The sequence below is a fragment of the Methylobacterium sp. P3_A11 genome (assembly GCF_056403155.1).
This window is the reverse complement of sequence record NZ_JBFUGA010000014.1, coordinates 14,890-40,574: the sequence shown is the minus strand read 5'-3', so window position 1 is coordinate 40,574 and position 25,685 is coordinate 14,890. Positions and strand designations below refer to the sequence as shown.

The 25,685-nt window shown below is 67.8% G+C and carries 23 protein-coding genes; 12 read left to right on the top strand and 11 right to left on the bottom strand.

Annotated elements, in window-relative coordinates:
* Positions 1-38: 38 nt before the first annotated feature.
* From AC1DXK_RS06860 to AC1DXK_RS06850, 3 genes are all read right to left on the bottom strand, one after another.
* Positions 39-2,639, bottom strand: coding sequence for a TOTE conflict system archaeo-eukaryotic primase domain-containing protein (locus tag AC1DXK_RS06860; RefSeq protein WP_477297282.1), 2,601 nt, complete (start codon positions 2,637-2,639; stop codon positions 39-41).
* Between the two features lie 278 nt (positions 2,640-2,917).
* Positions 2,918-3,550, bottom strand: coding sequence for a hypothetical protein (locus AC1DXK_RS06855; RefSeq protein ID WP_477297257.1), 633 nt, complete (start codon positions 3,548-3,550; stop codon positions 2,918-2,920).
* 5 nt (positions 3,551-3,555) lie between these two features.
* Positions 3,556-4,806, bottom strand: coding sequence for a tyrosine-type recombinase/integrase (locus AC1DXK_RS06850; RefSeq protein WP_477297255.1), 1,251 nt, complete (start codon positions 4,804-4,806; stop codon positions 3,556-3,558).
* A gap of 481 nt (positions 4,807-5,287) precedes the next feature.
* Here AC1DXK_RS06850 and AC1DXK_RS06845 point away from each other — a divergent pair, with 481 nt between their 5' ends.
* From AC1DXK_RS06845 to AC1DXK_RS06835, 3 genes are all read left to right on the top strand, one after another.
* Positions 5,288-5,578, top strand: coding sequence for a hypothetical protein (locus AC1DXK_RS06845; protein WP_477297253.1), 291 nt, complete (start codon positions 5,288-5,290; stop codon positions 5,576-5,578).
* A gap of 250 nt (positions 5,579-5,828) precedes the next feature.
* On the top strand, positions 5,829-7,517 hold the full coding sequence (locus AC1DXK_RS06840; RefSeq protein ID WP_457103890.1) for a methyl-accepting chemotaxis protein: 1,689 nt from the start codon (positions 5,829-5,831) through the stop codon (positions 7,515-7,517).
* Positions 7,518-7,944: 427 nt separating this feature from the next.
* On the top strand, positions 7,945-8,130 hold the full coding sequence (locus AC1DXK_RS06835; RefSeq protein WP_457103891.1) for a hypothetical protein: 186 nt from the start codon (positions 7,945-7,947) through the stop codon (positions 8,128-8,130).
* 53 nt (positions 8,131-8,183) lie between these two features.
* On the opposite strand, the gene AC1DXK_RS06830 is transcribed toward AC1DXK_RS06835, so the two are convergent.
* From AC1DXK_RS06830 to AC1DXK_RS06820, 3 genes are all read right to left on the bottom strand, one after another.
* Positions 8,184-8,339, bottom strand: a complete 156-nt coding sequence (locus tag AC1DXK_RS06830) for a hypothetical protein (protein WP_457103892.1) — start codon at positions 8,337-8,339, stop codon at positions 8,184-8,186.
* 218 nt (positions 8,340-8,557) lie between these two features.
* A complete protein-coding gene (locus AC1DXK_RS06825) occupies positions 8,558-8,815 on the bottom strand; it encodes a hypothetical protein (protein ID WP_457103893.1) in 258 nt (85 codons plus the stop codon).
* A 259-nt stretch (positions 8,816-9,074) separates the two neighbouring features.
* Positions 9,075-9,569, bottom strand: coding sequence for an HD domain-containing protein (locus AC1DXK_RS06820; RefSeq protein ID WP_457103894.1), 495 nt, complete (start codon positions 9,567-9,569; stop codon positions 9,075-9,077).
* 289 nt (positions 9,570-9,858) lie between these two features.
* On the opposite strand from AC1DXK_RS06820, the gene AC1DXK_RS06815 reads away from it, so the two are divergent.
* On the top strand, positions 9,859-10,101 hold the full coding sequence (locus AC1DXK_RS06815) for a hypothetical protein (RefSeq protein WP_457103895.1): 243 nt from the start codon (positions 9,859-9,861) through the stop codon (positions 10,099-10,101).
* 244 nt (positions 10,102-10,345) lie between these two features.
* Here AC1DXK_RS06815 and AC1DXK_RS06810 read toward each other — a convergent pair whose 3' ends face one another.
* Positions 10,346-10,744 (bottom strand): PRC-barrel domain-containing protein, encoded by a 399-nt coding sequence (locus AC1DXK_RS06810; protein ID WP_457103896.1) that lies wholly within the window; start codon positions 10,742-10,744, stop codon positions 10,346-10,348.
* Between the two features lie 283 nt (positions 10,745-11,027).
* On the opposite strand from AC1DXK_RS06810, the gene AC1DXK_RS06805 reads away from it, so the two are divergent.
* Entirely contained in the window at positions 11,028-11,915 is an 888-nt protein-coding gene (locus tag AC1DXK_RS06805; protein WP_457103897.1) for a DMT family transporter, read from the top strand.
* 16 nt (positions 11,916-11,931) lie between these two features.
* Here the strand turns inward: AC1DXK_RS06805 and AC1DXK_RS06800 are convergent, their stop codons facing one another.
* Positions 11,932-12,849, bottom strand: a complete 918-nt coding sequence (locus tag AC1DXK_RS06800; protein ID WP_457103898.1) for a hypothetical protein — start codon at positions 12,847-12,849, stop codon at positions 11,932-11,934.
* A gap of 152 nt (positions 12,850-13,001) precedes the next feature.
* Between AC1DXK_RS06800 and AC1DXK_RS06795 the strand changes: the two genes are divergently transcribed.
* The 5 genes from AC1DXK_RS06795 to AC1DXK_RS06775 all read left to right on the top strand — a co-directional run bounded on the left by AC1DXK_RS06795 (position 13,002) and on the right by AC1DXK_RS06775 (position 17,812).
* A complete protein-coding gene (locus AC1DXK_RS06795; RefSeq protein ID WP_457103899.1) occupies positions 13,002-13,565 on the top strand; it encodes a nitroreductase family protein in 564 nt (187 codons plus the stop codon).
* An 11-nt stretch (positions 13,566-13,576) separates the two neighbouring features.
* Positions 13,577-14,206, top strand: a complete 630-nt coding sequence (locus AC1DXK_RS06790) for a flavin reductase family protein (protein ID WP_457103900.1) — start codon at positions 13,577-13,579, stop codon at positions 14,204-14,206.
* Positions 14,207-14,295: 89 nt separating this feature from the next.
* Positions 14,296-15,381 carry a lytic transglycosylase domain-containing protein gene (locus AC1DXK_RS06785; RefSeq protein WP_457103901.1) on the top strand — a complete coding sequence of 362 codons (1,086 nt, stop codon included), beginning with the start codon at positions 14,296-14,298 and terminating at the stop codon, positions 15,379-15,381.
* Complete coding sequence (locus tag AC1DXK_RS06780; protein ID WP_457103902.1) at positions 15,378-16,892, top strand: DUF2336 domain-containing protein; 1,515 nt, start codon at positions 15,378-15,380, stop codon at positions 16,890-16,892. Before AC1DXK_RS06785 ends, AC1DXK_RS06780 begins: the two co-directional genes overlap by 4 nt.
* A gap of 437 nt (positions 16,893-17,329) precedes the next feature.
* A complete protein-coding gene (locus tag AC1DXK_RS06775) occupies positions 17,330-17,812 on the top strand; it encodes a cache domain-containing protein (protein ID WP_477297247.1) in 483 nt (160 codons plus the stop codon).
* Between the two features lie 124 nt (positions 17,813-17,936).
* Here the strand turns inward: AC1DXK_RS06775 and AC1DXK_RS06770 are convergent, their stop codons facing one another.
* Both AC1DXK_RS06770 and AC1DXK_RS06765 read right to left on the bottom strand, forming a co-directional pair.
* Positions 17,937-19,802 (bottom strand): glycoside hydrolase family 15 protein, encoded by a 1,866-nt coding sequence (locus AC1DXK_RS06770; protein WP_457103904.1) that lies wholly within the window; start codon positions 19,800-19,802, stop codon positions 17,937-17,939.
* 106 nt (positions 19,803-19,908) lie between these two features.
* Positions 19,909-21,153, bottom strand: coding sequence for an acyl-CoA dehydrogenase family protein (locus AC1DXK_RS06765; RefSeq protein WP_457104064.1), 1,245 nt, complete (start codon positions 21,151-21,153; stop codon positions 19,909-19,911).
* Between the two features lie 126 nt (positions 21,154-21,279).
* On the opposite strand from AC1DXK_RS06765, the gene AC1DXK_RS06760 reads away from it, so the two are divergent.
* The gene (locus AC1DXK_RS06760) at positions 21,280-22,035 is read left to right on the top strand and encodes a response regulator (RefSeq protein ID WP_457103905.1); all 756 of its coding nucleotides are present in this window, start codon (positions 21,280-21,282) and stop codon (positions 22,033-22,035) included.
* Positions 22,032-23,441 (top strand): ATP-binding protein, encoded by a 1,410-nt coding sequence (locus tag AC1DXK_RS06755; protein WP_457103906.1) that lies wholly within the window; start codon positions 22,032-22,034, stop codon positions 23,439-23,441. Before AC1DXK_RS06760 ends, AC1DXK_RS06755 begins: the two co-directional genes overlap by 4 nt.
* A 21-nt stretch (positions 23,442-23,462) precedes the next feature.
* On the opposite strand, the gene AC1DXK_RS06750 is transcribed toward AC1DXK_RS06755, so the two are convergent.
* On the bottom strand, positions 23,463-25,619 hold the full coding sequence (locus AC1DXK_RS06750; RefSeq protein WP_457103907.1) for a methyl-accepting chemotaxis protein: 2,157 nt from the start codon (positions 25,617-25,619) through the stop codon (positions 23,463-23,465).
* Between the last annotated feature and the right edge of the window lie 66 nt (positions 25,620-25,685).

Genomic DNA, 25,685 nt, shown 5'->3' with positions numbered 1-25,685 from the left:
GGAACAGCACCCCGCAACGGTAGGACCGTTGCGCCTTCTCAAAACGGGATACCATCTTCAAGATCGTAGGCCGTAATGGTGAAGACGCGTCCCTCGTGAGCCTGCCGGCTGCGCTGAATTGTGATCTGCTCTCTTTCCTTCAGCGTCCGAGCACACCTATTCAGGCGCGATCGTAGTCCTCGCGGCCCTTTTGGCCACGTACGATGGTCACGATCGACCAGATCAGCGTTGATGAGGGCGAGCAATTCTTTGGCCGTACCGGTCCACTCCCTGATAGTGCTTCCTCCAGACCTCCGCTCAGGTTGACCCCTCATGAAATTCATTACAGCCTGTGCGACATCATCCCCTTCCGCCACGACGTCTGCAGTTGCCTCACTATTCTCAGCGTACGCGCGCTCGAAGGTACCTCGGGCCCAAGGACAAGCTCCCTCGCAGGCCGCAATCCATCTCGCGAAATCGGCCATGCGTGGCAGTTCCGCGAGCTGAGTCCGATGCACCATGTTCAAACCCTCCGAAACCGCATCGAGCAGGCCACCAAAGATTTTTGGTCGAGCTTCTTCGAACGCCGTCCAAAGTTCGCGTTCGGGCCGTCGCTTTCCCTTCTCAATAGGCTCAAGTGTGACCGAGATCGTCCGGTTCGCGAGGTCCGGCCGGTTGATGACTTCAGGGATGCCATTTAGCAGAATAGGCCGTTTGGCGGTGAACAGAGTTTCTTCATCGTCCGTGTAATTGGTGCGCTCGGCGTGGCCACCACCTGTGGCGATGCGGCATAGGGTGTCCGACATCCAATCCTGAATGAACGAAAAATTATCAAACCCGAGCACGTGGTTGTTTTTCGCTGCCACGAAAAGGCTGCGGTTGTCCTTCGGAGGTGCTCGAAGTTCGACGACGTTAGGATCGGTAAGCGCCCGCAACATTCGACAGAACGACGTCTTTGCTGAACCCTCAGCTCCTGATGTTGCTAGAATCGGATAAGGACCCTGCGGGTTGAGCGCAGCGAGCAGCCACGCGATAGCAAGGACAAAATCGTCCTCCGTTTCGACGTTGATGAAAGGCCGGAGCTGGTCGATTGACCCTCCCTTCAGCGGCAGTGGAAGCGGCTGCATCCCCTTTGTTCGCCGGAAGCGAACAGGAGGTGCTCCGATTACCCGCCACCCCTCGCCATCAATCTCGATTGCCTCCCACTTCGCGTTACAGAGATCTAGATAAAAGCGGCCGTCTTGCTCAGCTGCGCGAATCGCTACGACTCGCTCAGGTCCCCGAAAAAGAGCCTTTGCCTCAAGAGCCTTGAGCGCTGCCTCAATCGCTGCCTCAGTTGGAGCCTTGCCACTTTTTTCATAAGCCCTGGCGATAAGCCACAGACGAAAATCGTGTGACTTGATTGGCCACGTCTCACGGTGCTCGCCTTTGCGAATATCCGCGAAGGCTGCACCGTCTGCTGTGTGAAACCCTTCGAACTCATCGCCCAGATCCGCAAGCAGATCAGGCCCGCCGCGGCCTTTGCCTTGCCGCTGATGCCGATCCTTATGCGGCCGCTTCATCCCTCGCTGAATTGCACCTCTGATCGTTCGCTGTGTCGCTTTGCGTTCGTCACCATCCATTAGTCCGCAGCGATAGGCGGCTGATGACATGGCATCGCTCACCTCATCCTGTTCAATCCAGCCGCGCGCAACCATGGTAGCAAGGTGGAAAGTGGCTCTGTTCAAGGTGTTGTTTCTATCGCCTTCAGACGCGCGCTCGACCTTTTCGGCATACCGTTGCAGCATCGCTGCCGCGTAGTTCGCGTCTTCGGCGCTAAACGCATCAGCCTCTGCCTCTTGTTCCGCCAACAATTCTTCGCCCGGGTCAAATTCGGCTGCAGCGGCGGCAACGATATCGTCGAGATATTGAGCTGTGATCCTACGCTCTTTCGCCACCGCAACAAACTCGTCTGCGCCTAAGGACTTTTCAGCGAGAACGGCATACCGCATACCACGGCTTGCATTAAAATATGGAACATTTAACCAAGAGCCTTTGTCTCTTTGGCCTTCAGCGTTGGTATCTAATCGATCTTGCTTAGGGAAAATTTCGACCGATTTTAACCCTAGAATCTTGGCACACTCGGAAAGAAACTTACGTACTTTTGCGGCGCACGCGGGTTCGCTGAAGAACACAAAAAGGTGTGCTCCGCCAGACTTCGAGCGGCAGACGATCAGCGGCAGTCCCAGATCCTCCGATCGGGTGGCAATATTTCTATGCTGAAATTTATTGTAGTCATCAACATCGATGCATCCCCAATAGCAGGTGTGATCATCCCTTATCGGCACGACGCCTAGCGCTCTGGCGCCGTTGAGGTGCTCTAGCCAAAGATCGATGGTGGCCGGCCCTGCCAGCGTGCGGTAATCTGGCGTGATCTTAGCGGAGGGTGCCGATCGTGGCGGGAGAGCGCCGTGAGTACCATGATGTCGCTCATTGCCTGAGAATAGCTCCTGAAATTTCTGAGCCAGTCGGCAATCTTCAGCTTGCTCAATTGCCAATCGAGGATATTCCGGACTCTCAGTTGCACCTAGAGGGTGCGTTGCGGATCTTTGCCTGGCTTCGGTGCTCGTGCAGTCCGGAGCGAGTTCATCAGAACCTGGGGCGGGTAGCCGGCCGGTCATCACGCGACCCTCCGCTGCTCTTCCCAAGCCTCGATTTCATCGGCTCGCCATAGGAGACGCCGTCCGACTCTGATAGGCCGCGGGAATGCCCACCTCGGGTCATGGCGGTATCTCCAGACGCTCATCTCTGAACACTGAAGCCGCTCGCAGAGCTGGTGGTGGGTTAGGTGCTTGTATAGCGAGTGAGAGCTTTGAACTTCCATGTCGAGCATGTACCTCCACCGGGAACATGCACAACGCTAAACTGATCGCACTTTAGCGCACGCACAAACAGGCGATTACTCGCGACGCTGTTTGTGCGCGGCAAATTCCCGGAACACCTCTTCGCAAGCTCTGCGCACATCCTCCAGTATATGTCCAGTATATAAATCGTATAGTATTTCAGTGATTTCAATGAATATACGGGATCCAGGCGAAGTTGGGAAGTTTATGGTATCGCACGCAAGTAACTGATATGCAATATAGGCGCATCGCTTCTTCTGGATTTTGGCCGAGCGCTGACTCTTGGCGCCCCCGCTTCGCGTCGGCCCCGACTCGGCCAACTCAGCACGCCAGTTCTGTGTAATCCGCTCTACCGCTTCAACAGTTCCACGTAATAAGATTTCAAGTTCAAAGCGGCCCTTATCGACATTGGTATACGATGACTCGATTGCCGCCTTGTGAAATGGAGGAAGCGAGTCAAATATCGCAATTAACTGGCTCGCCGTTTTAACATATAAATCTGAATGACTTATAAGATCCTTTACGTCTCCAGCCCACTCAGCGTCCTCTTCAAATGATATCAATGACTTTTCTTCGGTCTCGGCTCTGGACAGCGCCTCCGTAACACTTGATATATGTTTCGCAACAGGCTTTTCGTTAAATATAATACGCGTGATGGCGCCAATCGCCTCCGCTCGCGAAATAGTCATGTGAGCTAGCCGGCTGACGCTGTAGTAAAATTCGAATTTGTTAACTCCATCACATGCTCTCCCCAAGCTTCGAGCGCGGCGGCCTTCTCCGCCTTGAATTCATGCCTTTGATAAACGCCAACGATCCCGCCGAAGGATCCACTGACATGGTTCAGCACCTTCTCGATGGTGGGAAGTGGTACACCAAGCTTCGCCATACCTGATGCTGTTGTCCGGCGCAGATCATGCAATCTCCACGGCGCGATCCGAAGTGAAGGGCGGCCCGTCTCCTCTCGCGCCCGCTTTAGCATGGCGGCGTCTAGGCGCCTCTTGGCTTCAGAGTAGCCCGAGACTGAGGTTCTCCCGGTCGTCGAGAACACGAATGGGCAGCCCTCAATCGGTGCCACGCTCTGGATCAGCTCAAGGGTGGGTGCGGCGAGTACGAGTGCATGCACGCGTCCGTTCTTCACCCGTGCGGCTGGGATAACCCACAAGTTTCCATGCAGTTCAGCCCAGCGCATGCCGCCTACCTCCTCTCGACGTTGACCGGTCAGGCAGAGAAGCTTGAACAGCGGCGCGAATGGTGGCCCAACGGCCTCGCAGGCGAGCCAGAACCAGCGCAGCTCGTCGTCCGTGAGAACGCGATCACGCGCTGGGGTGGCCGTTGGCGCTTCCACACCGGTGCAGGGACTGGTTGCAATCAGATCCCGCGCAAGGGCCCAATTGAAGAAGCGGCGCAGGGCCGCGAACGTGTTTTGCTTCGTGGCCGGCTTGTCGCTCAAGGCATCGAGGACCGCGATTACGTCCCGGCGGCGGATGTCTTCGATACGCCGCCCGGACCACTGATCGACGATGCCGCCTTTGACAGGCGCGAGGCGATCCTCATCAGGTCGTAGCCCAAGAAGCCTGGCAGTTTCCTTCCAGGTCCGGTTCTCAGGCCGCTGATCGCGCTCAATGAAGAGGCGCGCGACCTCCGCGCAGAGGGTAGAGGTGTCACTTTTGGCGTGACGCTTCTCGCCCGCCGGATCACGTCCTTCTGCGACAGCACGAAGTGCCGCTCGCGCGGCCTCACGTGCATCACTAAGCGAGAAGGCGGGCCATCGCCCCAAAGTCATGTTCCGCGTACGCCCCACATGGCGATAGCGCAGGGCGAAGGAGCGAGTTCCGGAGGGCTGGATGACGAGATACAGGCCCGGCAGCCCGCCGTCCGGGATCTCGCGCACACGCGCTTCTGGCTTCATCTGATCGATGGCGCGCGCGGTGAGCGGTTTTGCCATTGTGGGCAGCTCCACGTAACAAATACGTAACGGCATGGGGGCGTTAGACGGCGTGAAGCCGCGTTATAACGCTAGCTATCGTTTGGCACTAAGGGCAAGAAAAGATTGTATAATTTTCTGCAATGCCGTTATGTGGCGCTAGCTTCCGTGATGCTGCAGCTGGTGACTCTTAATCAGCGGGTCCTAGGTTCGAACCCTAGTGCGCCCACCAAGACACTCTGCTTCGCATCGACCATCCCGGTCTGCGGCAAAATTTTTCCTCACATCATCCTCGGCCGCGCCTGAGCGTTCTGCGTAGGCGATGTTCTTGCATTGGGTCGCCGTGACGTCCGATCGGCCGCCGGAGGCGGCCGATCTCCTCCACTCGGGTGATGCGGGGTCGCGCGAACATTCTTTCAGTGCCTCTTGCCGGAGAGATCCGGACACGGCGTCCACCGCCTCGGAACGAGCCGATGGGCCGTAGACCACCAGGGAGAGGCAGATGACACGTCTTGCCGATTTGGATCGGTACTGTGTCGAGGCCAGGGACATCGTCCGACGTGCCGAAGACGTCGTGCAGACCTTGACCGACAAGGGCGCCTGCGAAGGCCATCGGCTGATGGCGAACCAAGCGCTCGTCGCGATCCAGCGGCTGGAGCGCCTGATCGAGGGCCATCGCCGCCGCCTGGCGGCCACGCCGCGGCCCCATGCCCTCGCGGAGCCGACGCTGCCCCGCAGATCCTGGTGGCCCGCCCTCGGCCGGGGCGCGAGACCCGATGCCGCGCGGGCGTAGGGGCACGGGACGCGAACGCAAGGATCAAAACACCCAACGCGGCGTACGGAGCCAAACATCGGCCCTGCCCGACGGCTCCCCAAACCCGACGGAACAATCGCACCGGTCCGCGAAGCAGACTCGAGCCCTGTAAGCCCGTCCGGCTCAACGCGGGCTCCGAAAGATCGGAATTAGCGGATATTAAATACATTTCACTAATGATCGACCTCGCAGTCGCAGATTTGCAGGATTCGGCTGTCGCGAGGTCGCCGTGTCGCTCCAAACTGTCTCGATCCGCACCAAGCTCGTGATCGCCTTCTCGCTTCTGACGGTCTTCGTCATCGGGCTCGGCGTCCTCGGGCTGATGAGCACCCGCAAGCTGCGCGAACAGACGGTCGAGATCGACACGAACTGGCTGCCGAGCATCAGAACGCTGGGCGAGATCGACACGCTGACGGCGCGCAGCAGCGGACTTCTCCTCCGCCACACGCAGGCGACGGACCCCGATCTGCTCGGCCGGATCGAGACCGATATGGCGAGCTTCGATCGGAAGCTCGCCGACAAGACGACGGCCTACAAAGCGCTGGTGAGCTCGCCGGAGGAGCGCGCTCAGTTCGAGACGTTCAGCCGGGAATCGGAGACCTTCAAGACGGTTCGCAACGACGTCGTCGATCTCTCGCGAGCCGGGAAGAAGACGGAGGCCTATCAGCTCTACGAGACGAAGGGCCTGATTCCGCGCCGCGCCGCCTCGAAGGCTCTGGAGACGCTCATCGCCATCAACAATGACGGCGCCGCGGCGGCCCAGGCGCAGAGCAGCGCGATCTTCGATGAGACCAGGACGGTGGGCCTGATCGCCATCGCGCTCGCCGTCGGGGTGTCGGTGCTCTCGGCCGCGGTCATCGTCCTGGGCGTCACCCGGGGCATCGCCTCGGTGGTGCAGCCGATGCAGGCGCTGATCGCCGGCGACCTGTCGGTGGACATTCCCCACCAGGGACACAAGACCGAGATCGGGACCATCGCCCGTGCCGTGCAGGTGTTCAAGGAGGGTCTCATCCAGATGAAGGCCCTGGAGGCGGAGACCGCGCAGGCCCGGCTCGACGCCGAGGAGCAGCGCCGGATCGGCATGCGCCAGATGGCGGACCGCTTCGAGGCCGCCATCGGCGGCATCGTCGGGCAGGTCTCCGCCTCGGCAACGGAACTTCAGGCCACCGCCGGTTCCATGTCGGCCATGGCCGGTCAGACCTCGGCCCAATCGGGGGCGGTCGCAGCCGCCGCCGAGGAAGCGGCCTCGAATGTCAGCACCGTGGCCGCGGCGGCGGAGGAACTCGGCGCCTCGGTTCAGGAGATCGGACGGCAGGTCCACGGGTCCGCCGAACTGGCCCGCTCGGCCGCCGGCGAGGCGGACGAGACCGGGATTCTCGTGCAGGAACTGAGTAACGCCGTCGCGAAGATCGGCGACGTCGTCGGACTGATCGCCTCGATCGCCGGCCAGACCAACCTGCTGGCGCTCAACGCCACCATCGAGGCGGCCCGGGCCGGTACGGCGGGGCGCGGCTTCGCCGTGGTGGCCTCCGAGGTGAAGGCGCTAGCCGAGCAGACCGCCCGCGCGACCGGGGAAATCTCGGCGCAGATCGGCCGGATCCAGGGAGTGACCGGGCAGGCGGTGACGGCCATCGGCTCGATCACGAACCGCATCCGCGAGATCAACGGCGTCGCGACCTCGATCGCGGCAGCCGTCGAGGAACAGGGCGCGGCAACCCAAGAGATCGTCCGCAACGTCACCCAGGCCGCGCAGGGCACAGGCGAGGTGACGAGCAACATCACCGGCGTGGCCGGCGCCGCGGAGGAGACCGGCGCGGCGGCGAGCCAGGTCCTAGGCGCGGCATCGGAACTGTCCCGCCAGTCCGAACACCTCACCGCCGAGGTCGGCCGGTTCCTGGCAACCGTGCGCGCGGCCTGACTCGACGGACCGGGCTCACGCGGCCGCAACGGCGCCTCGGAGAGATTCGCGGCCGGGGGCGTGGCCGCCGTCCGCTGCTCACGCCTGCCGCATCGGTGTGCACCGGCGCGCGCCACCACTGATCTGCGCCGAAGTGTGCCGGAGCACGCCGGCGCGGAAAGCTTCGGCTTACATCGGGGTCACACCGCGAAGACAGTCGCGGACCTGATGGAGACTTCCGATGACTCTCACTGCTCGTCTCGCCCTCGCCGCCGCCGTTGCCGTCGCCACCGTCGCGGTCCTGGCCGGCACTTATGTCGAGGTTCTGGACCGCGCCCTGCCGATGCATTTCGTCTGAGCGGACGGATGCGCGCCGACTGGGTGCCGCATCCCGGGACGCCGCCGCTTATCCGCGACGGCGCCCCGGGATGCAGGTGGGAGAGGGCCGATGACCAGCATTCTGACGACCGTGCTCGACGGCGCGTTCTGGGTCGCCGATACCGTTGACGACCTCCTGGTCGAAGCCGCCCGCGGGTTCGCCGCCGCCGCCCCGATGATCGGTGACCCGTGCCCTGATCTTTCAGCTTCTGCCTGCGGTCAGGACCGGGCCGGCGTGCTGGCGGCCCGGTCCTGACGTCTCCTCCATATCGGACGCGCGGCGACAGGTGCGGAAACGAACGTGCGGCATTACCGCTTCTGGGGATTCGGAGCGGATTGGTCGGTCTGCGGCTCCATCTTGGTGGAGTCGGGCTTCGTGGGCGTGGAGTTCTGCGCCTGCTTGTCGTCGCACGCTGTGAGCCCAGTCAGCAGGAGCAGAGCGAGCGCGATGGTTCGGGTCGGCATGGGACTTCCGTGATGCCGGTAAGCGGGGAGGGCATCGACCTCGACCGGCCTGACGCCGGTGGCGCCGTCGATACGAGGCAAGAGGTTCTACGGACGCCGTTCTGCGACCCGGATCTGCAACCGATCGCAAACCGGAACGCATGCAGAGCGGACCGGCCGATGCGCCTCTGCCCGGATCGCCGGGCGACCGCGCCGCATCCGCAGGACGGTGCTTGCCGTCAACGGCTCCCGGCTGCCGGCTTCGAGCCGGATCCGGCATCGTTCGGGCCTGTGCTGTTCGTCGTCCCGGAGCGGCTCATGGAGCCGGTCGACGGACCGCTGCCGGCGGCCCCTGGCGTGGAACCCGAACCCGCATCGTTCGGACCGGTGCTGTTGGCGGTGCCCGACCGGCTGGTGGCACCGGCTGAATTGTCGACTGCCAGCGCAGGAGCGGCGGACAGGACGAGGCCTGCGACGGCGAGGGTCATGAATTTCATGGCGTATCTCCCGATCGGTCCGGCAATCGCGTTCGAAAGTCTGTTGCCGGTCCTGTGGGCAACCCCACGTCGCTGCGACTGTTCCTGCGATCCGGCTCGACGGCCCGCGCTGTCCCCGCAGGCCGGCGCAGGGAACCGTATCGTCACAGCGGTCACCGCGGTGACGTCCATGAGGCCCCACGTCCCTGCACCGCCTCGTCGGCGGCCGGAGCGCCCGACAGGGCAACCGCGTCCACACCGCCGTGACGTCCGGCCCGCGTCAGCGCCCCGAGTAGCCCCGGGCCGCCGCGGCTTCCTTCAGGCGGGTGAAGGCCGTGGCATAGCGCTCGCGCAGGAACGTGGCGTTCGGTGGAATGCGGGTCGGGCAGAGATTGTCCTCCGTATCGGACATCTTGATCAGCAGGGCCGCAAGGTCGCCAGATGCGATCAGAGCCGTGATCCGCTCCGAATAGGCCATCCGGTTAACCGGCTTCGTGAGATGCGTGACCGTCCCGATGACGTCCGCCGTGAAACCCGCCGCGTGCAGGTCCGCCGTGGTGCGCGTCGTGTCCTCCAGGATATCGTGCAGGAGGGCCGCCTGCATCACGTGCATCGGGTCGAGGTCGAGCCCGTCGATGAGCCGTGCATGGCCGGCGCGCCCCAGGGCGGCGTTCGCCACGCGTTCCAGGTGCCGCATGCAGGGCTGGCCGCCCTTGTCGAGCTGGCCCGCATGCGCGGTGAGGGCGAAGGTATGGGCATCGAAGATCGTCGGCACGCTCACCCCCAGGCGGGATCGATCGGCGCGGATCGGCGCCGATCCACCGTCTCAATCCGGGAAGCCGTCCGCCCGCGGTGTCGTTCCCGCTCGGCGGGCTTGCCTCATCTTAAGCCACCCGGAGACACTGACGTCGTGACCGCCGCGATCTACCGCATTTCGTGGATGCGCAGTCCTCGCGCTATGTCCGAAAGTTACGGCTGGCAGCACTATTGCCCAGGTCTCGATGAATCGCCATGTCGTGTGTCATTTTCGAACAGGCGGCGAATCGCACTGCAGGATTGAGCCAATGGGGTCGGTCGCACTCGAGAAGCCGCTGGATGTCGGGGGGCCGCTCAGCCGGCGGGCCGCCGCCCTCGCAAATATCCGATGGTTCCGCGCCCTCGCGTGGCGGGCACTTCGTGACGGCGGTCCGCAGGCTGAAATGCGCGCGGCCAATGCGCGGGCCGCGGCCCGGATCGTCCTGCGCCAAGCCAAGCGGGATGCCGTCGTCGCCCGCCTGGCGCACAGGGCGTTTGATGCGTCGGTCTGAAATGGTTTTCGAATTCCTCGCGGCCGGGGCGGCGCCGATCGCGGCACCTGTTCGGCCTGCCGCACGGAAGGTCGCGCGCCGCAGCGCCTGAACCGGAAAGCCCAGGTCTGTCCGGGCGCCGGGTCGCGATGGGATCACATTTCCCTGCGGCCCGGGCGCCGTTGGACGAGGTCTCGCGGCGCTGCCGCCGCGCGACACTGCGCATGGCCGGGCTCAGCGCCCTGCCGGCATCGAGCGATGGGGCTCAGCGCTTGAACTTGCCGTCGTACTTGAACTCGGGGGCCGACTTGAGCTGATCCTTGCTCGCGCCGATGACTGCCTTCCACTTCTTGGCATTGGCGTCGTAGCTGATGGCGATGGAAGCGGGCGAGACCGCCACGTAGTGCTCACCCATGCCGAGGAAGCCACCGACCGAGACGATGTATCCGGCGAGCTTACCCTGATCGATCACGAGATCTTTGATCTCGCCGACCGTATTGTTCTGCGAGTCGGTCACATTGAGCCCGATCAGATTGTAGCTGAGCACCGCGTCCTGCGGGACGGTCTCGAATTTCGGTGCCGCGGTCGGCGTGGCTTCGTTGGCGGCGAAGGCGGGGCCGGCCAGGGCAGCGGCAGCGACGGCGGCAAGGACGAGACGGCGCATATCGATCTCCAGAGGCCCGGAACGGGTGGCTTGGAATGGATGGCTCCGTCGTATCGTTCCGGCCCCCCACGGAAATGTTAACGCCCAGAACATGGAACCATTGCGCGCCGCGCGAGCAATCCGTCCCGGGCCGGGACGAGCATCCCGTTCCGACCGCCCACGTGAGTGGCAACTGTACTGATGGTCCGGCAGGACAGATCCGTCGACGAGCCCGCAAGCGTTCCTGGCCACGCGCATCGTGGCGCGGCAAGCCGCGTGCGGCAGTGGTTCTCGGGAGGCGTGCGTGGCGGGGGGAGTGCGGGACGCGGTGCGCGCAGGCGCGGCGGGCGCCTGGGTCGACGGTCTCGTCGGCATCACGATCTTCAGCGCGTCCCTGGTGGCGACGCGCCTCGCCCTGACCGGCATGGACGCGCTGTTCCTCAGCGCCGCGCGCGCGGCGCTCGCGGGCCTCGTGGGCGCGGCTGCCCTGATGGTGTTGCGGCAGACCCGGCCGCGCCGTGCCGATCTCCCGGCGCTCGCCATCGTGGCCGCGGGTGTCGTTGTCGGCTTTCCGCTGCTCACCGCGCTCGCGTTGCGAACGGTCGGCGCCGCGCACGGGACGGTCTTCCTCGGCCTACTGCCGCTCGCCACCGCGCTCTTCGGCGCGCTCCGTTCGGGCGAGCGGCCGTCCCCCGTCTTCTGGCTGCTCTCGCTCACCGGCGCGCTGGTCACCGTCGGGTTCGCCGCGCGTGGGCTCGATGGACCACCCGGTCCCGGCGACGCGTTCATGCTGGCGGCGATCCTGCTCTGCGGGCTCGGCTACGCCGAGGGCGGCGTCCTGGCCCGCCGGCTCGGTGGATGGCAGGTGATCGCCTGGGCAACCGTCCTGTCGCTCCCGGTGAGCCTGCCGCTCGCCTTGACGCTCCGGCCGGCGGAGCTCGCCGGGATCCCGCTGCCGGCCTGGGCGGGTCTCGGCTACGTGGCGCTGTTCAGCATGCTGATCGGGTTCGTGTTCTGGTACCGGGCGCTGGCGCGTGGCGGCATCGCCGCGATCGGGCAACTCCAGCTGCTGCAGCCGTTCCTCGGACTCGGCGTCGCCGCCCTGGTGCTGGGCGAACGGATCGAACCCGCGATGATCGGCGCCGCCCTGGCGGTGGCGGCCTGCGTGGCCCTGGCGCGGCGCTTCGCCTGACGACGCGGCCCGGGGCTCAACCGGCCTTGGCCACGACCTCGACGTCGCGGTCGAGGCCGCTCTCGACCTTGAACTCCCGGGTGTAGACCTGCCCGTCGTGGCGGGCGATCAGCACGTAATCCCCCTCGGCGAGGGTGACCTGCGGGAACGCCCCGATCGCCTCGCGGATCGTGTCGCCGCCGGGCGTCAGGACCGAGAAGGCGGTGCCGGCGAAGGCCTCGGCACCGGGTGCGGCCACGAGCTTGAGCGTCACGGTGGCGGCGCGATGGTTGAGGGTCGCCTCGGTCACCTTGCCGTTCTCCACCCGGAGGTCGGCGCGCTGGATCGCGTTCGATTCCCCGTAGGTCGAGACCACGTGGTAGGTGCCCTCCGGCAGGCGCAGCAGCTCGCCGGTCTTGATCCCGGAGCGCACGAGCCGCCCCTCGGAATTCGTCCCCACCGGCACGAAGACCGAGAACACCACCTGGCCGGGCGGGATCTTCTGGTCGCCGACGGCGCCCGCCAGCTTCAGGGCGCCGGCCGCGACCCGCAGCGTGTCGGTGGTCGGCTGGCCCCCCATCACGATGCGCTTCGAGGCGCTGGCGAAGCCGTAGGTCACGGTCGCCACGTATGTGCCCGGGGCCAGGGTGAAATGCGGCTCCGCCTCGGTCGAGCGGGCGACGATCGATGGGCGCGTACCGTCGCCGCGATCCTCGTAGATCCGCCACGCCAGACCCTCGCGCAGGGACACGCCCGGGCCCGACAGGAGCGCCGACAGGGTCAGCTGCGCCTCCGGCTCGGCCGGCGGCAGGGAGGGCGGCAGGGTCGGGCTGGTGATCGACGGCGAGGGGAGGGGGCCGCCGAGCCGGTTCTGGAACAGGTCCTGCTGCGCGGACGCGGGCGGCGGGACGGCGGCGAGAACCGCCAGCGCCGTCGCGGCAAGCCTCATGCGCATCGGTCGGCCTTTCTCAACCTTTCGCTCCGGTTCGGACGCCGGATCGTCCGGGCAAGCCTCTGACCCGGGACCATGGCGGCGGCAAGGCCGCACTTCCACCGGCGGCCCGCGCATGCCACATCCCGCCGGGACGCGACACCGGGACTGAGCGCATGACCGCCACCCTCGATCTCCTGAAGACCCGACGCTCGGTGCCGCCGGTGCTGCTCGACGAACCCGGTCCGGACCGGGCGCAGCTGGAGACCCTCCTCACCGTCGCCTCCCGCGTGCCCGATCACGGCAAGCTCGCGCCCTGGCGCTTCATCGTCATCGCCGGCGAAGCGCGGGTCCGGGTCGGCGCTCTAATCGCCGCCGCCTTCGCGGCCGACAACCCCGACGCGAGTCCCGAACGGCTGGCGCAGGAGCAGGCCCGGCTGACGCACGCGCCGGTCGTCATCGCCGTGGTGTCGCGAGCCGGTCCGCACGTGAAGATCCCGGAATGGGAGCAGGTGCTCTCCGCGGGCGCCGCCGCCATGAACCTCGTCGTCGCCGCGAACGCCGCGGGCTTCGCGACCTCCTGGCTGACGGAGTGGTTCGCCTACGATCGCCGCATCCTCGACGCGCTGGGCCTCGCCCCCGCCGAGAAGCTCGCGGGCTTCGTCCATATCGGCCGGGCGCGGGAGGTGCCCTCCGACCGACCGCGGCCCGCGCTCGACGCGATCGTCACCTACCTCTGAGGGAGCCCGCCGTGCATTACGATCTCGACCTGCCGCGCGAGGCGCGCGTTCTCCCGCACAACCCCCTGAAGGCGATCGTCGCCCCCCGGCCGATCGGCTGGATCAGCGCCGTGAATCGTGCGGGCCAGCTCAACCTCGCGCCCTATTCGTTCTTCAACGCCGTGGCCGACAACATGGTCGCGTTCTCGTCGTCGGGCCGCAAGGACGCGATGACCTTCGCGGAGGAGGGGCAGGAATTCGTCTGCAGCCTCGCGACCTGGGACCTGCGCGACGGGATGAACGATTCCTCGGCCCCTCTGCCGCGCGGCGAGAGCGAATTCACCTTCGCCAACTTGGAGACGGCGCCCTCTCACAAGGTCCGTCCGCCCCGTGTGGCGGCCTCGCCGGCCGCCCTGGAATGCCGCTGGCTGCAGACCGTGCCGCTGGTGCCCCTCGGGGGCGGGGAGGCGGAGAACTTCCTGGTCATCGGGCAGGTGGTGTCGATCTACGTCGACCCCCGCTACGTGACCGACGGAATGGTCGACACCGCGGCGATGCATCCGATCATGCGCGGCGGCTACTTCGACTACTTCCATGCCACCGCCGAAACCCGCTTCCAGATGCGCAGACCAAAGGGCGCCGGGGAGTTCACCGGGTCCTGAATCAGGAACCTCGCCGACGGGGCGGATTGAGGACTTGTTTACCATAGCGGGCGCAGGTTCGGGCCGTCTCAAGCCCCGTGCGCGCCCGGATGTTCCTGTTCACCACGCCGTCGAGCCCACCGGAGAGCCCGCCGCCCCAGGCGCGGCCGCTGCCGGGCACGGCCGCCTCCGGGCCGGTGGTGCAGGCCATCCGCGATGGCGCGATGGCGAGTGGCGCCGGCTTCGACTACCTTCTCGCCACGGCGCGTCGCGAATCCGCCCTCGATCCCACCGCCAAGGCAGGGACATCCTCGGCCACCGGGCTCTTCCAGTTCATCGAGCAGACCTGGCTCGGCGTCATGAAGAATGCCGGACCGCGGCTCGGTCTCCAGGCGCAGGCCGACGCCATCACCCGGCAGTCCGACGGCAGCTACACGGTCCCCGACGCGAGTCAGCGGCAGGCGATCCTCGACCTGCGCCGCGATCCCAAGATCGCCGCGACGCTGGCCGGCGCCCTGACCCAGCAGAACGCCGATGCCCTCACGGGGGCGCTCGGCCGCGAGCCGACCGCCGGCGACCTCTACGCGGCACACGTCCTCGGTGCCAAGGGCGCGGCGGCCCTGATCGGGACGGCCCGCACCTTCCCGGAGCGCGCCGCCGCCCTCGACCTGCCTGAGGCGGCCGCCGCCAACCGCGCCCTGTTCTACGACCGGACCGGCCGGCCGCGCAGCGCCGCCGAACTCTACGCGAGCCTCGCCGCGGCGGCGCAGGGTGCCACCGCCACCGACATCACGGGGCTGCGCCAGGGCGGCGCCGCCCCACCGCAGGCGGTCTCGGCCTATGCCAGCACGGCGACGGCGTTCGGGGGCACCTCCGACCTGCGCAGCCTGTTCCAGACCGACCAGCGCGGCGCGGTTTCGGACGCCGCGGCGCGGCTCTGGCAGGCGCGCAACGCCGCGGCCCCGGCCCAGCACGCGGCACCGACCTACTTCCCGCGCTCCGATTCGGAGCCGCAACCGCATGCGGCCGTCCCGGAGCCTCTGGTCACGGGCGCCCTACCCGAGCCGGCGGCGACGCCGCCGGGTGCCGCCCTCCTCAACCCGCCGATACCGCCCCGCCGCCCCGCGGAACTCACGGTCGCGGCACCCATGTCCGGCGGCAGGACCAGCCTGTTCGCCCCCCGGAGCGGTCGATGATCATCCGCGAGTTCCTGGCCTGGACGCAGAACGCCTCGGCCGAAGGGCGGGCCGAGGCCACCTCGGCCCTGGCCCGCGCCTACCTGTACGGCGATCTCGACGCCGACGCGGCCTGGGAAGCCAAGACCGCGCTGCTCGCGCTGCTCGACGATCCGTCGCCCCTGGTCCGACGGGCGCTCGCCGAGACCTGCGCCGCCTCGGCTCGGACGCCGCGCCCGTTGGTGGTCGCGCTCTCCTGTGACGTCCCGGAGGTGGCGCGGCCGATCCTCGCGCGCTCGCCGGTTCTCACCGATGCCGACCTCGTGGATGCCGCCGCCCTCGTCGACGAGGCGACCCGCGCGGTGATCGCCGCCCGTCATCACCTCTCGCACGCGGTCTCGGGCGCCCTGGCCGAGATCGGCGAAACCGACACCCTGGTGGTGCTGGCCGCCAATCCCACGGCGAAGATCACCGCGGGCCGGATGCTGCGCATGATCGAACGCCGGGGGGACGAGGCCTGCCTGCGCGAGGCGCTCCTCGCCCGGGCCGATCTGCCACCGGAGGTCCGCCACGCCGTGGCGATCGCGGTGGCGCAGGCGCTGTCGGGATTCGTCACGCGCCGCGGCTGGCTCGGCGCCGAACGCTGCGACCGTATGAGCCGGGAGGCCGGCGAGCGGGTGGCGCTCGAAGCCTGCGACGGGCTGGGCGCGGCCGCGGTGTCGCGGCTGGTGACACATCTGCGCACGACCCGTCAGCTGACCGCGGGCCTGATCCTGCGCGCCGCGCTCTCCGGGCGGACCGACTTCGCCCTCGCCGCCCTGGCCGACCTGTCGGGTCAGGACCACGCCGCAATCGCCCGAGCCCTGCGCGATCCCCGCCTGTTCGCGGACCTGCACGCCCGGGCCGGCCTTCCCGACGCGCTCCTGCCGGCGATGCAGGCGGCGTTCGCCGCGTGGCAGGATCTCGCCCGGCGGGCGATCCCCGTCCGGGAAACCGGCCTCTCGCGGCGGATCATCGAGTGCGCCATCGAGGCCTGCGGCGACCCGTCGGATCCGGACATGCATCCGGTCATCACACTGCTGAATCGCTACGAGGCCGAGGCCGCCCGGGACGAGGCCCGGGAGGCGGCGCGCGCCATCGCCGCGCGGGCACTGGCCCGGGAAGCCGCGCGCCGCGAGGCTGATGCTGCCGACGCCGCATGGCGGGCGGCCCTGGAGAGCCAGCGCAAGACCACCTTCGCGATCGCAGCCGACGCCACGGAGCCACTGCTGGTCGCTGCCGCGGAACCGGAGCCGGACGCGGTCGGTCCGATCAATCCGGTGGGGGCGATCCTCGACGCGCTGCCGGAGCAGATCCTGGCCTGGTACCGGCCGGAAGAGCCGGCGCTCGATCCCGAGGCGCAGGCCGCCACCGATGCGGTGCTCGACGGCCTCGGCGACAGTCTCCTCGGCCATTTTCGCGCCAGCCACGGCCTGGCCGAGCCGGAGGCCGCCCCCGAGGCCCTCGACAAGCCCTCGCGGATCGCCGCCTGATCGAAGGGGCCGACCGGCGTCACGCACTATCCGCGTGCGCAGCCGAGAGGCGCGCGCGCAGCGACGCGAACGCCGGCGGACCCGATACGATTCCCTGGCGGTCGCCGATCCGCGGCGGGAACGGCAACGCTCCGCCTCTCCGCGTGATGACCGCGTGGACTCGGGGGAACCCGGACAGCGTCTGGCACTCGACGGAGCACGGCGGCGCAAGGCGCTGCGTCGCGCATTGCGCTACATCAATTCCGTGCCGGTCCATCGGCCTAGAATGTGGGATTGGGGCTTCCGTTCTCGGGTAACGTGACATCGTCGAGCTTCTGCCTGCGGCCAGAAGCACACGACCCCGGCCATTCGCCCGTCGTCAGCACCCTCCGGGCGGGACTCGGCGTACCCAGACAGAGATGCAGGTCGCCGCATGGCCGCGTGCAGGGAGCTGGGCAATGCTTAAAGCGCCGCTCTTGGGAATGCTCCTTCTGAGCCTGACGATGACGCCGTGCGAACCCGATCCCGGCGACGATGAGGACGGCGTCCATCAAGCCGCCGAGATCGAGGCGCTCGTCCAGGAGGCGAGCGACATTCTGAAACGACAGGGTCACCGCGCCTTCGCCGGCTTCAGGATGAAAAACAGTCACTGGAGACACGCGGATGTCTACCTGTTCGTGACCGACATGCGCGGCGTCATCCTCTTCAACGCCGAACATCCGGACCATGAGGGTCGTAATCTGCTCGACGAGCGGGATGCGGACGGAAAACAGTTCCGCAAGGACTTCGTCGCGGTCGTCCGCGGCTCCGGATCGGGCTGGGTCGACTACATGTTTCCCCGACCCGGCCAAACCGTTCCGGTCGTGAAATGGGGCTACGTCAGCGAAACCCGCGTCGATGAGGTTCCGGCGCTGGTCGGAGCGGGGGTCTACGTCGACTGAGCCCGTCCGGCCCGCGTGGGGCGACGGTCCATGACGGTCGCTCCTGGCGGCTGCGGCGGTGCGCCCATGACCGGGATCGCCGCGACGTCCGGGCGGGCGCCGCCACGCGTCCGGCCGAGCCCGATCACTCGGCCGCCCGCCGCATCACCGCATCCGCCGGCGCGTCCATGCCGAAGCGGGCGATGCTGGCCTCCAGCCGCAGGGCGGCGTTGATCAGCGCCATGTGGGAGAAGCCCTGCGGGGTATTTCCGCGCTGGGCGTCGGTGACCGGGTCGATCTCCTCGGCGAACAGGCCGACATCGTTGCTCCGGGCGATCAGGCCCTCGAAGGCGGCCCTCGCCTCGGTGGTCCGCCCGTCGAGGGCGAGGCAACCGACCCGCCAGAACGCGCAGGCCGTGAACGTACCCTCGTCGCCGGCGAGGCCGTCATCCATGCGGTAGCGGTAGATCAGGTCGCCGACCCCCAACTCGCGCTCGATGGCCGCGAGGGTCGCGCGCATGCGCGGCTCCCGCGGATCGAGGGCGCCGAACAGGGCGGCGCGCAGCACGGCGGCATCGAGGTGGTGCGATCCGTAGGCCCCGACATAGGACTGCTTCTCGGCGTTCCAGGCGCGCTCGCAATACTCGGCGCGGACCTCGGCGGCGATCCGTTCCCAGAGGGCGATCTTCTCCTCGGGCACCCCCGCGATGTTGCGGGCGATCCGGGCCGCATCCGTCAGCGCCACCCAGATCATCGCCTTGGTGTGGAGCTGCTGGCGCGGTCCGGTGCGCAGCTCCCAGATGCCGTGGTCCGGATCGTGCCGGTGGCGGATGGCCCGGGCGGTGAGGTTGTCGAGGACCTCCGGCAGGCGATCGTTGACCTTCTCCGGCGGATCGTAATCCACCGCCTCCAGGAAGATGCACAAGGCCCGCAGCAACTCGCCGTAGATGTCGTGCTGGTCCTGATCGGCGGCGAGATTGCCGATCACCACCGGCTTCACGCCGTTCCATCCGGCGAGGTGATCGAGTGTCTCTTCGGGCGGCATGTTTTCGGCGATGCCGTACAGCAGCCGGGTCTCCCGCCCGTAGGTGCCGTCCCGCTCCCGCAGGAAGCGCAGGAACTCCGACGCCTCGCGGACATAGCCGAGCATCACGAAAGCCGTCACCGTGAAGGCGGCGTCCCGCATCCACGTGAAGCGGTAATCGTAGTTGCGGTCGCCCGGCACCGCTTCCGGGAGACCGGCCGTGGCCGCGGCCACGATGGCGCCGGAGGGCGAGTAGGTCAGCAGCTTCAGGCACAGGGCCGACCGCATCACCGCGTCGCGGTAGGCGCCGCGATAGGTGCTGCGCGCGCTCCAGCGGCGCCAGTACTCCGTGGTCGTCTCCAGGCGATGCCGCGCGCCCGCGAAATCATCGATGCAGGCGTCTTCCTGATCCTCGCCGTGGGTGAGGACCAGGTAAGCCGTCTCACCCGCCGAGAGGCTGAAACGCACCTCGGCCGCGTCTCCGGTAAGACAGGGCCTGGGATGCGCGTTGACCCGCACGCGCCAGTCTCCGGCCTCGAACAGGACGGACCCGCCCTCCACCAGGGGCGTGCAGGGGCGGCGGGCGTAGTCGAAGGTTGGACGCACGCGAAACGAACCCGAGACGTGTCCCTGCTCGCAGGTCAGCAAGCGGATCAGACGGCTCTCGCTCTCGCCGTCCGGCCCCTCGTCGGGCTCGGGGCTCGGCGGATTCACCGGCATCAGGTCGACGAGGCGCGCCCGCCCCGCCCGCGTCGTGAAGGTCGTCTCGAGGACGTTGGTGTCCGGGACGTAACGGCGTGCATGGCCGGTCGAATCGTCGAAGGCGACGCTGCACGCGCCGCCCGCGGAATCGTCGAGAAGCTTCAGGAACAGGGCCGGCGAATCGTGGCGGGGCCAGCACAGCCAGTCGATCGAGCCGTCGCGGGCGATCAGGGCGCAGGAATGGGTGTCCCCGATGAGAGCGTAATCGCTGATGGGTTTCGACACGGGTCTTCCGGCTGGCGGCACCCGGTCCGCCGGGCAGGACGAAATCCTGAGGTAGCCGGGTGGCGCCGGGCGGGGAGTCCCGCTCGACGATTCGCCGCACGGCCGGTCAGGCTCTCGGTCGGGGCAGCATCCGGTCGCTGATGATCCGCCGCTGGATCTCGCTGGTGCCCTCGAAGATCGTGGTCAGCCGCGCGTCGCGCCAGTAGCGCTCGACCCGGCGCTCGGTGGTGTAGCCGTTGCCGCCATGCAGTTGCATCGCCTGGTTGGTGACCCGCACCGCCATCTCGGTGGCCAGGAGCTTCACCATCGCCGACTCGCTCTCGGCGGGCTCCCCCTGGTCGAGGAGGTGGGCGACCTGATGCCAATAGGCCCGCGCCTGAGCGACCTCGGCGGCCATGTCGGCCAGGGCGAAGCGCAGCGCCTGGAAGTCGCCGATCGGATGCCCGAACTGGACCCGCTCCTGGAGGTAGGACTGGCAATCCTCGACCGCGGCCCGCGCGACGCCGACAGCCCGGGCAGCCGTGTGGACCCGGGCGATGTTGAGGCCGCGCTGCACGGACGCGAAGCCGCCGGAATCGCCATCCGCGCCCTGGTCGCCGTAGAGCCCGGTGAGCCGGTCGCTCTCGGGCACCACGACGTCCTCCAGGATGAGTTCGAAGGTCTGGAAGCCATGGTAGCCGATCTTGTCGATCACGCGGCCTGTCACGCCCGGCGGGAAGCTGTCGCGCTCCTTGAGCACCAGGAACGGCTCCAAGCCGGCCGAGCGCGATTCGCCCGGTTCCGGATCGCGGGTGCGCGCCAGGACCTCGATGAAGTCGGCCCCCTTGGCGAAGCCCGCCCAGCGCTTGGTGCCGGTGAGCCGCCACCGGTCGCCGTCGCGCACCGCCCGGGTCTGCACGCCGGCGAGGTCGGACCCGGCATTGGGTTCCGACAGGGAGATCGAGCCGATCCACTGTCCCCGGGCCGAGCGCCGGAGGAGATCCGCCCGGCGCTCGGGATCGAGGGTCTGGGTGCCGAGCCCCTGGCCGCGCGCCAGGATGCTGCCCACCGAAAGCCACGCCCAGGCCAGCTCCTCGGAGACGAGGCAATACTCGAACACGCCGAGCCCCAGGCCGCCCTGCGCCTCGGGGATCGTAATGCCGAACCAGCCCTTCTCGGCCATGGCGTCGATCAACGCGCGCGGCATCTCGGCCTTCTGCCGGTCGAGTTCGTCGGCGAGCGGAAGCACCGTGTCGCGGGCGAACGCCCGGGCCTCGGCCTGAAGCGCCGCCCGTGCCTCCGTGCGCCAGGGCGCGACGAGGTCCGGCGGCTGCGGCGCGATCGGGTCTTTCCGGTCCACGGATCCGGTCATCATTCCCCCCGTCAGATGCGGCGTCGCGTTGCGCTTCAATTCAGGACGCGTGCGAGAAACACGCGTTTACAAATTGGTTCCCTGACCCACCTTCGAATAATCGGCGGATCGAGCCATAATAGCCTTATGATGCAGGCTGACCCGCACACCGATTCCTTCGCGATGAGTTCTCCGGCAACACCGCACATCCTCGTCGTCGAGGATGATCGGGAGATCTCGTCACTGATCGCGCGCTACCTGCGCGGCAACGACTGCCGCGTGACCCTGGCGGGCGACGGGCCCGATATGGACCGGGCTCTGGCGGAATCGCGCATCGACCTGATCGTCCTCGACCTGATGCTTCCCGGCGAGGACGGCCTCAGCCTGTGCAAGCGCCTCCGCGGTGGATCGCAGATCCCGATCCTGATCCTGACGGCGAAGTCCGAGGACGTAGACCGGATCCTCGGCCTGGAGCTGGGCGCCGACGACTACCTCGCCAAGCCGTTCAATCCGCGGGAGCTGCTGGCCCGCATCCGCGCGATCCTGCGGCGGGTCGCGGCCGAAGCGCCCGACGCGGATGATCGTCGGCGCCTGCATTTTTCGGGATGGACGCTCGACATCTCCCTGCGGCAGGTTCTGTCGCCCGAGGGGGCGCGCATCTCGATCACCGGGGCGGAGTTCGATCTCCTGCACGCCCTCTGCCTCCGGCCGGGGCGGGTTCTGTCGCGGGACCAGCTCCTCGATCTGACCCAGGGGCGCGCGGCGGGTCCGTTCGAGCGCAGCATCGACGTGCTGATCTCGCGGATCCGTCAGAAGATCGAGCGCGACACGCGCAACCCCGAATTCATCCGCACGATCCGCTCGGGGGGCTACCTGTTCACACCGGAGGTCACGCGGTCATGAGCGGGCTACGGCGGCTCCGCGCCCGTCTGCGCCCGAAGACCATCGCGGGACAGATCGCGTTGCTCGTGGTCGCCGGAATCGCGGTGGCCCACGTGGTGGCGACCCTGGCGTTCCTGTTCCTGCACGAATCTCAGAATCCTGATACCCTGCCGGGCGTGGCCGCCAGCCGCCTCGGCGTGCTCCTCCGGCTGATGGACGCGGTTGATCCGGCGGCGCGGCCCGCCCTGCTGGCGAGCGCGCGAAGCCTGCCGCTGATCCGCGTCGAGGCCTGGGACGGCACGGTGCCGCCGGGGGCGGCAACGCCGCCCGACCTGCCGGTGATCCGACGGCTGCGCAATGGCGCAGGCCGCCCGGTGACGATCACCGATCTCTCGGCGAACGATCCGGACGAGGCCCGGTCGGACGGCCAGCTGCATGTCGGCATCGTCACGCCGGCAGGGGCGCGCCTCCAGGCGACGCTGCCGAACGATCCGCTGCGGGGTCCCCGCCAGGGTGCCCTGATCTTCACCGTCGTGTTCCTGGCGCTGACCCTGGCGCTCCTCTGCGTGTGGGCGACCCGGGCTCTCACGGCGCCGCTGAAGCGACTCGCCGGGGCGGCGGAGGCTTTCGGCGCCCGCGACGACCACGTATCGCTGCCGGAAGCAGGCCCGCGCGAGGTTCTCGCCGTGTCCCGGGCGCTGGACCGGATGCGGTCCCGGGTGCGGCGGCTGATCGACGACCGCACGCAGATGCTCGCCGCGATCAGCCACGACCTGCGCACGCCGATCACCCGCCTGCGGCTGCGGGCCGAATTCATCGAGGACGAGAACGCGCGGGCCTCCACCCTGCGCGATCTCGACCAGATGAACGGCCTCGTGGAAGCGGCGCTCTCCTTCGTGCGCGACGGCCAGGTTCGGGACACGAACAGCCACAGCCTCGTGGACCTCGCGTCGGTGATCCAGACGGTCTGCGACGATTTCTCGGATTTCGGGGCGCCGGTGAGCGTCGGCCGCAGTCGGCACGTGCTGGTCCAGGGCCGTCCCGAGGAGTTGCAGCGAGCGGTGACCAATCTGGTCGACAACGCCGTGAAATACGGGGGTCGCGCGGAGGTCCAGATGGAATCCTCCGAGCGCGGCGTCCGGGTCTGCATCCTCGATTCCGGCCCCGGGATCCCGGACGCGGAGCGCGAGGCGATGCTCCAGCCGTTCGTGCGCGGCGACCGGGCCCGCAATCTTAACGCGGCGAGCGGCTTCGGTCTCGGCCTCTCCATCGTCCAGGCCATCGTCGAGGCCCATAACGGGCGGCTGTGCCTGGAGAACCGTCCCGAAGGCGGTCTCTGCGCCGCGATCGAGCTTCCCCTTGCGGCCCAGGCCTTCGCGGGCCGCGCCGCGCAGAAGCCCGCGCCGCTGCCGGCCGCGGCGGCCTGAGGCCACCGCGGTGGTCGTGCCTTAGGCCGCCCTGACGTTGCGCAGGAACTGCGCGACTTCGGCGCGGAGCTGCTCCGAGCGCGTCGCCAGGGCATCGGAAGCCTGAGCGACCGAAGCCGCGGCCTCACCGGCATCGCCCGCGACACGGGCGACCGCGGCGATCTCGACGGTCATCGTGCCGGTGCCGACGGAGGCCTGGCCCATGCTGCGGACGATGTCCTGCGTGGTGGCGCCCTGCTGATCCACGGCGGCCGCGATGCTGGTCGACACGTGGTTCATCGCCTCGATCTGAGCCGTGACTCCCTGGATCGCACCCGCCGCATCGCCCGTGACGTTCTGGATCGCGGCGACCTGTCGGCTGATCTCCTCGGTAGCCCGGCTGGTCTGGGCGGCGAGTTCCTTGACCTCGGAGGCGACCACCGCGAAGCCGCGCCCGGCCTCGCCGGCCCGGGCCGCCTCGATCGTGGCGTTCAGGGCCAGCAGATTGGTCTGACCGGCAATCGTCGAGACCATGCCGACGACGTCGCCGATCCGCGTCGCCGCGGCGGCCAGCTCGGTCATGGTCTGCTCGGCCCGGCGCGCCTCGCCGACGGCCGTCGCCGACATCCCGGCCGCCTGCTCGACCTGGCGGCCGATCTCCTGGACGGTGGCGCCGAGTTCCTCGGCCGCCGCCGCAACGGTGTTGACGTTCTCGGAGGTCTGCTGGGCGGCACTGGCGACGCTGGTCGAGCGTTCGGACGTCCCCGCGACCGCGGCCCGCATGGTGCCAGAAGCGCCCTGAAGCTCGATGACGGCCCCCGTCAGGCCCTCGACGATGCCGCCGACCGACCGTTCGAAGCCGTCGGCGAGTTCCTTCAGCATCGCGCGGCGGCTCTGCTCCTCGCGCAGCCGGGCGGCCTCCGTCGTCTGCAACTGCTGGGCGGCATCCTCGAGGGACATGTCGCGGATGGTGACCACCGCGCGGGCGATGTCCCCGATCTCGTCCCGACGCCCGCTGCCGGGCACGTCGGTGAGGGCCTGGCGATCGGCGAGGGCCTTCAGCGCGCGGGTGAGGGCTCCGAGCGGCGCCACGATGGAGCGGGCGAGCAACAGGCCGAGGACCGCCGTCGCGGCCAGGACGAGGAGCCCCGTGAGAACAAGTGTGCGCGACAGGGCCTGGACCGCACTGATCGCCTCGGCCTGGGACTGCTCCGCCACCACCGTCCAGGGCGCACCGAGCACGGATACCGGCGAGGCCGCCGCCATGTGTATGCCGTCCGCGGCAGTGAAATCGACCGCGCCACCGGCCTTGATCCGGTCGCCGGCCAGGCCGATTCCGGAGAGCGCCGTTCCGGCCTTCACGCCGGGATTCAGCGGCGGATTGCTGCGCAGGAGGCCGTCCGCGCCGGCCGCAACGATCTGTCCGGTCTCGCCGAGGCCGGTCCGCTTGGCCAGGGTCTGATCGAACAGGGTCGGTGTCACCCGCATGGCGATGAAGCCGATCCGCTCGGCCGCCTGCGCCGTGCCCATGGCGACGTTCGCGCGCTTGGTCATGGCGCGGCCGATGAAAGCGGCTGGCATCCCGTCGACCGGATAGACGGAAAAATCCTCGAACAGAACCGCGCCCGCATCGGCGGATTTGAGGCGCTCGACCAGCCGGGCGAGCGCTGTGCCCGACAGACCTTCGTCCGACACCGCCTTGGCGAAGTCGTCCCCCTTGGTCGTCGTGTAGACGATCCGGCCGTTGTCATCGAGGAACAACAGGTCGGCGTAGCCGGGCTGAGCGACGAGCTTGCGCGCCACCTCCTGGACCTTGACGTGCCGGCGCGCATACATCGAGGTCATGCCGCTGCCATCCTGGGCGATCCGGGCCTCGGCGGTCTGCGGAGCGCGGAACGCCGCGACGACGCCGGCGGTGTCGGGCTTCGCCGGATCGAGCGTATCGATCAGGTCGGGAAAGTTCGAGACGATCTGCGGATGGGACGCGACCGCCTGGAAGTCGGCCTGCATCCGGTCCGCCACCAGCTCGATCCCGTCCCGCCGGGCCGCCGCTGCCAGTTCGAGCCGTTCGTGGGCGGCGGTCATCAGGCCCGAACGCGCCGAGTACCAGCTGAATCCACCCATCGCGGTGGCACTCAGGAGCGCCAGACCGACAGTGGTCGCGGGAAGGCGCGCGCTCAGCCGCGAAAACGTTTTCATGATGGCCCTGGTATATTGAAGCGATGCGAACAGCCTGTCGGACTAACCAATTCCACTAAAAAACTC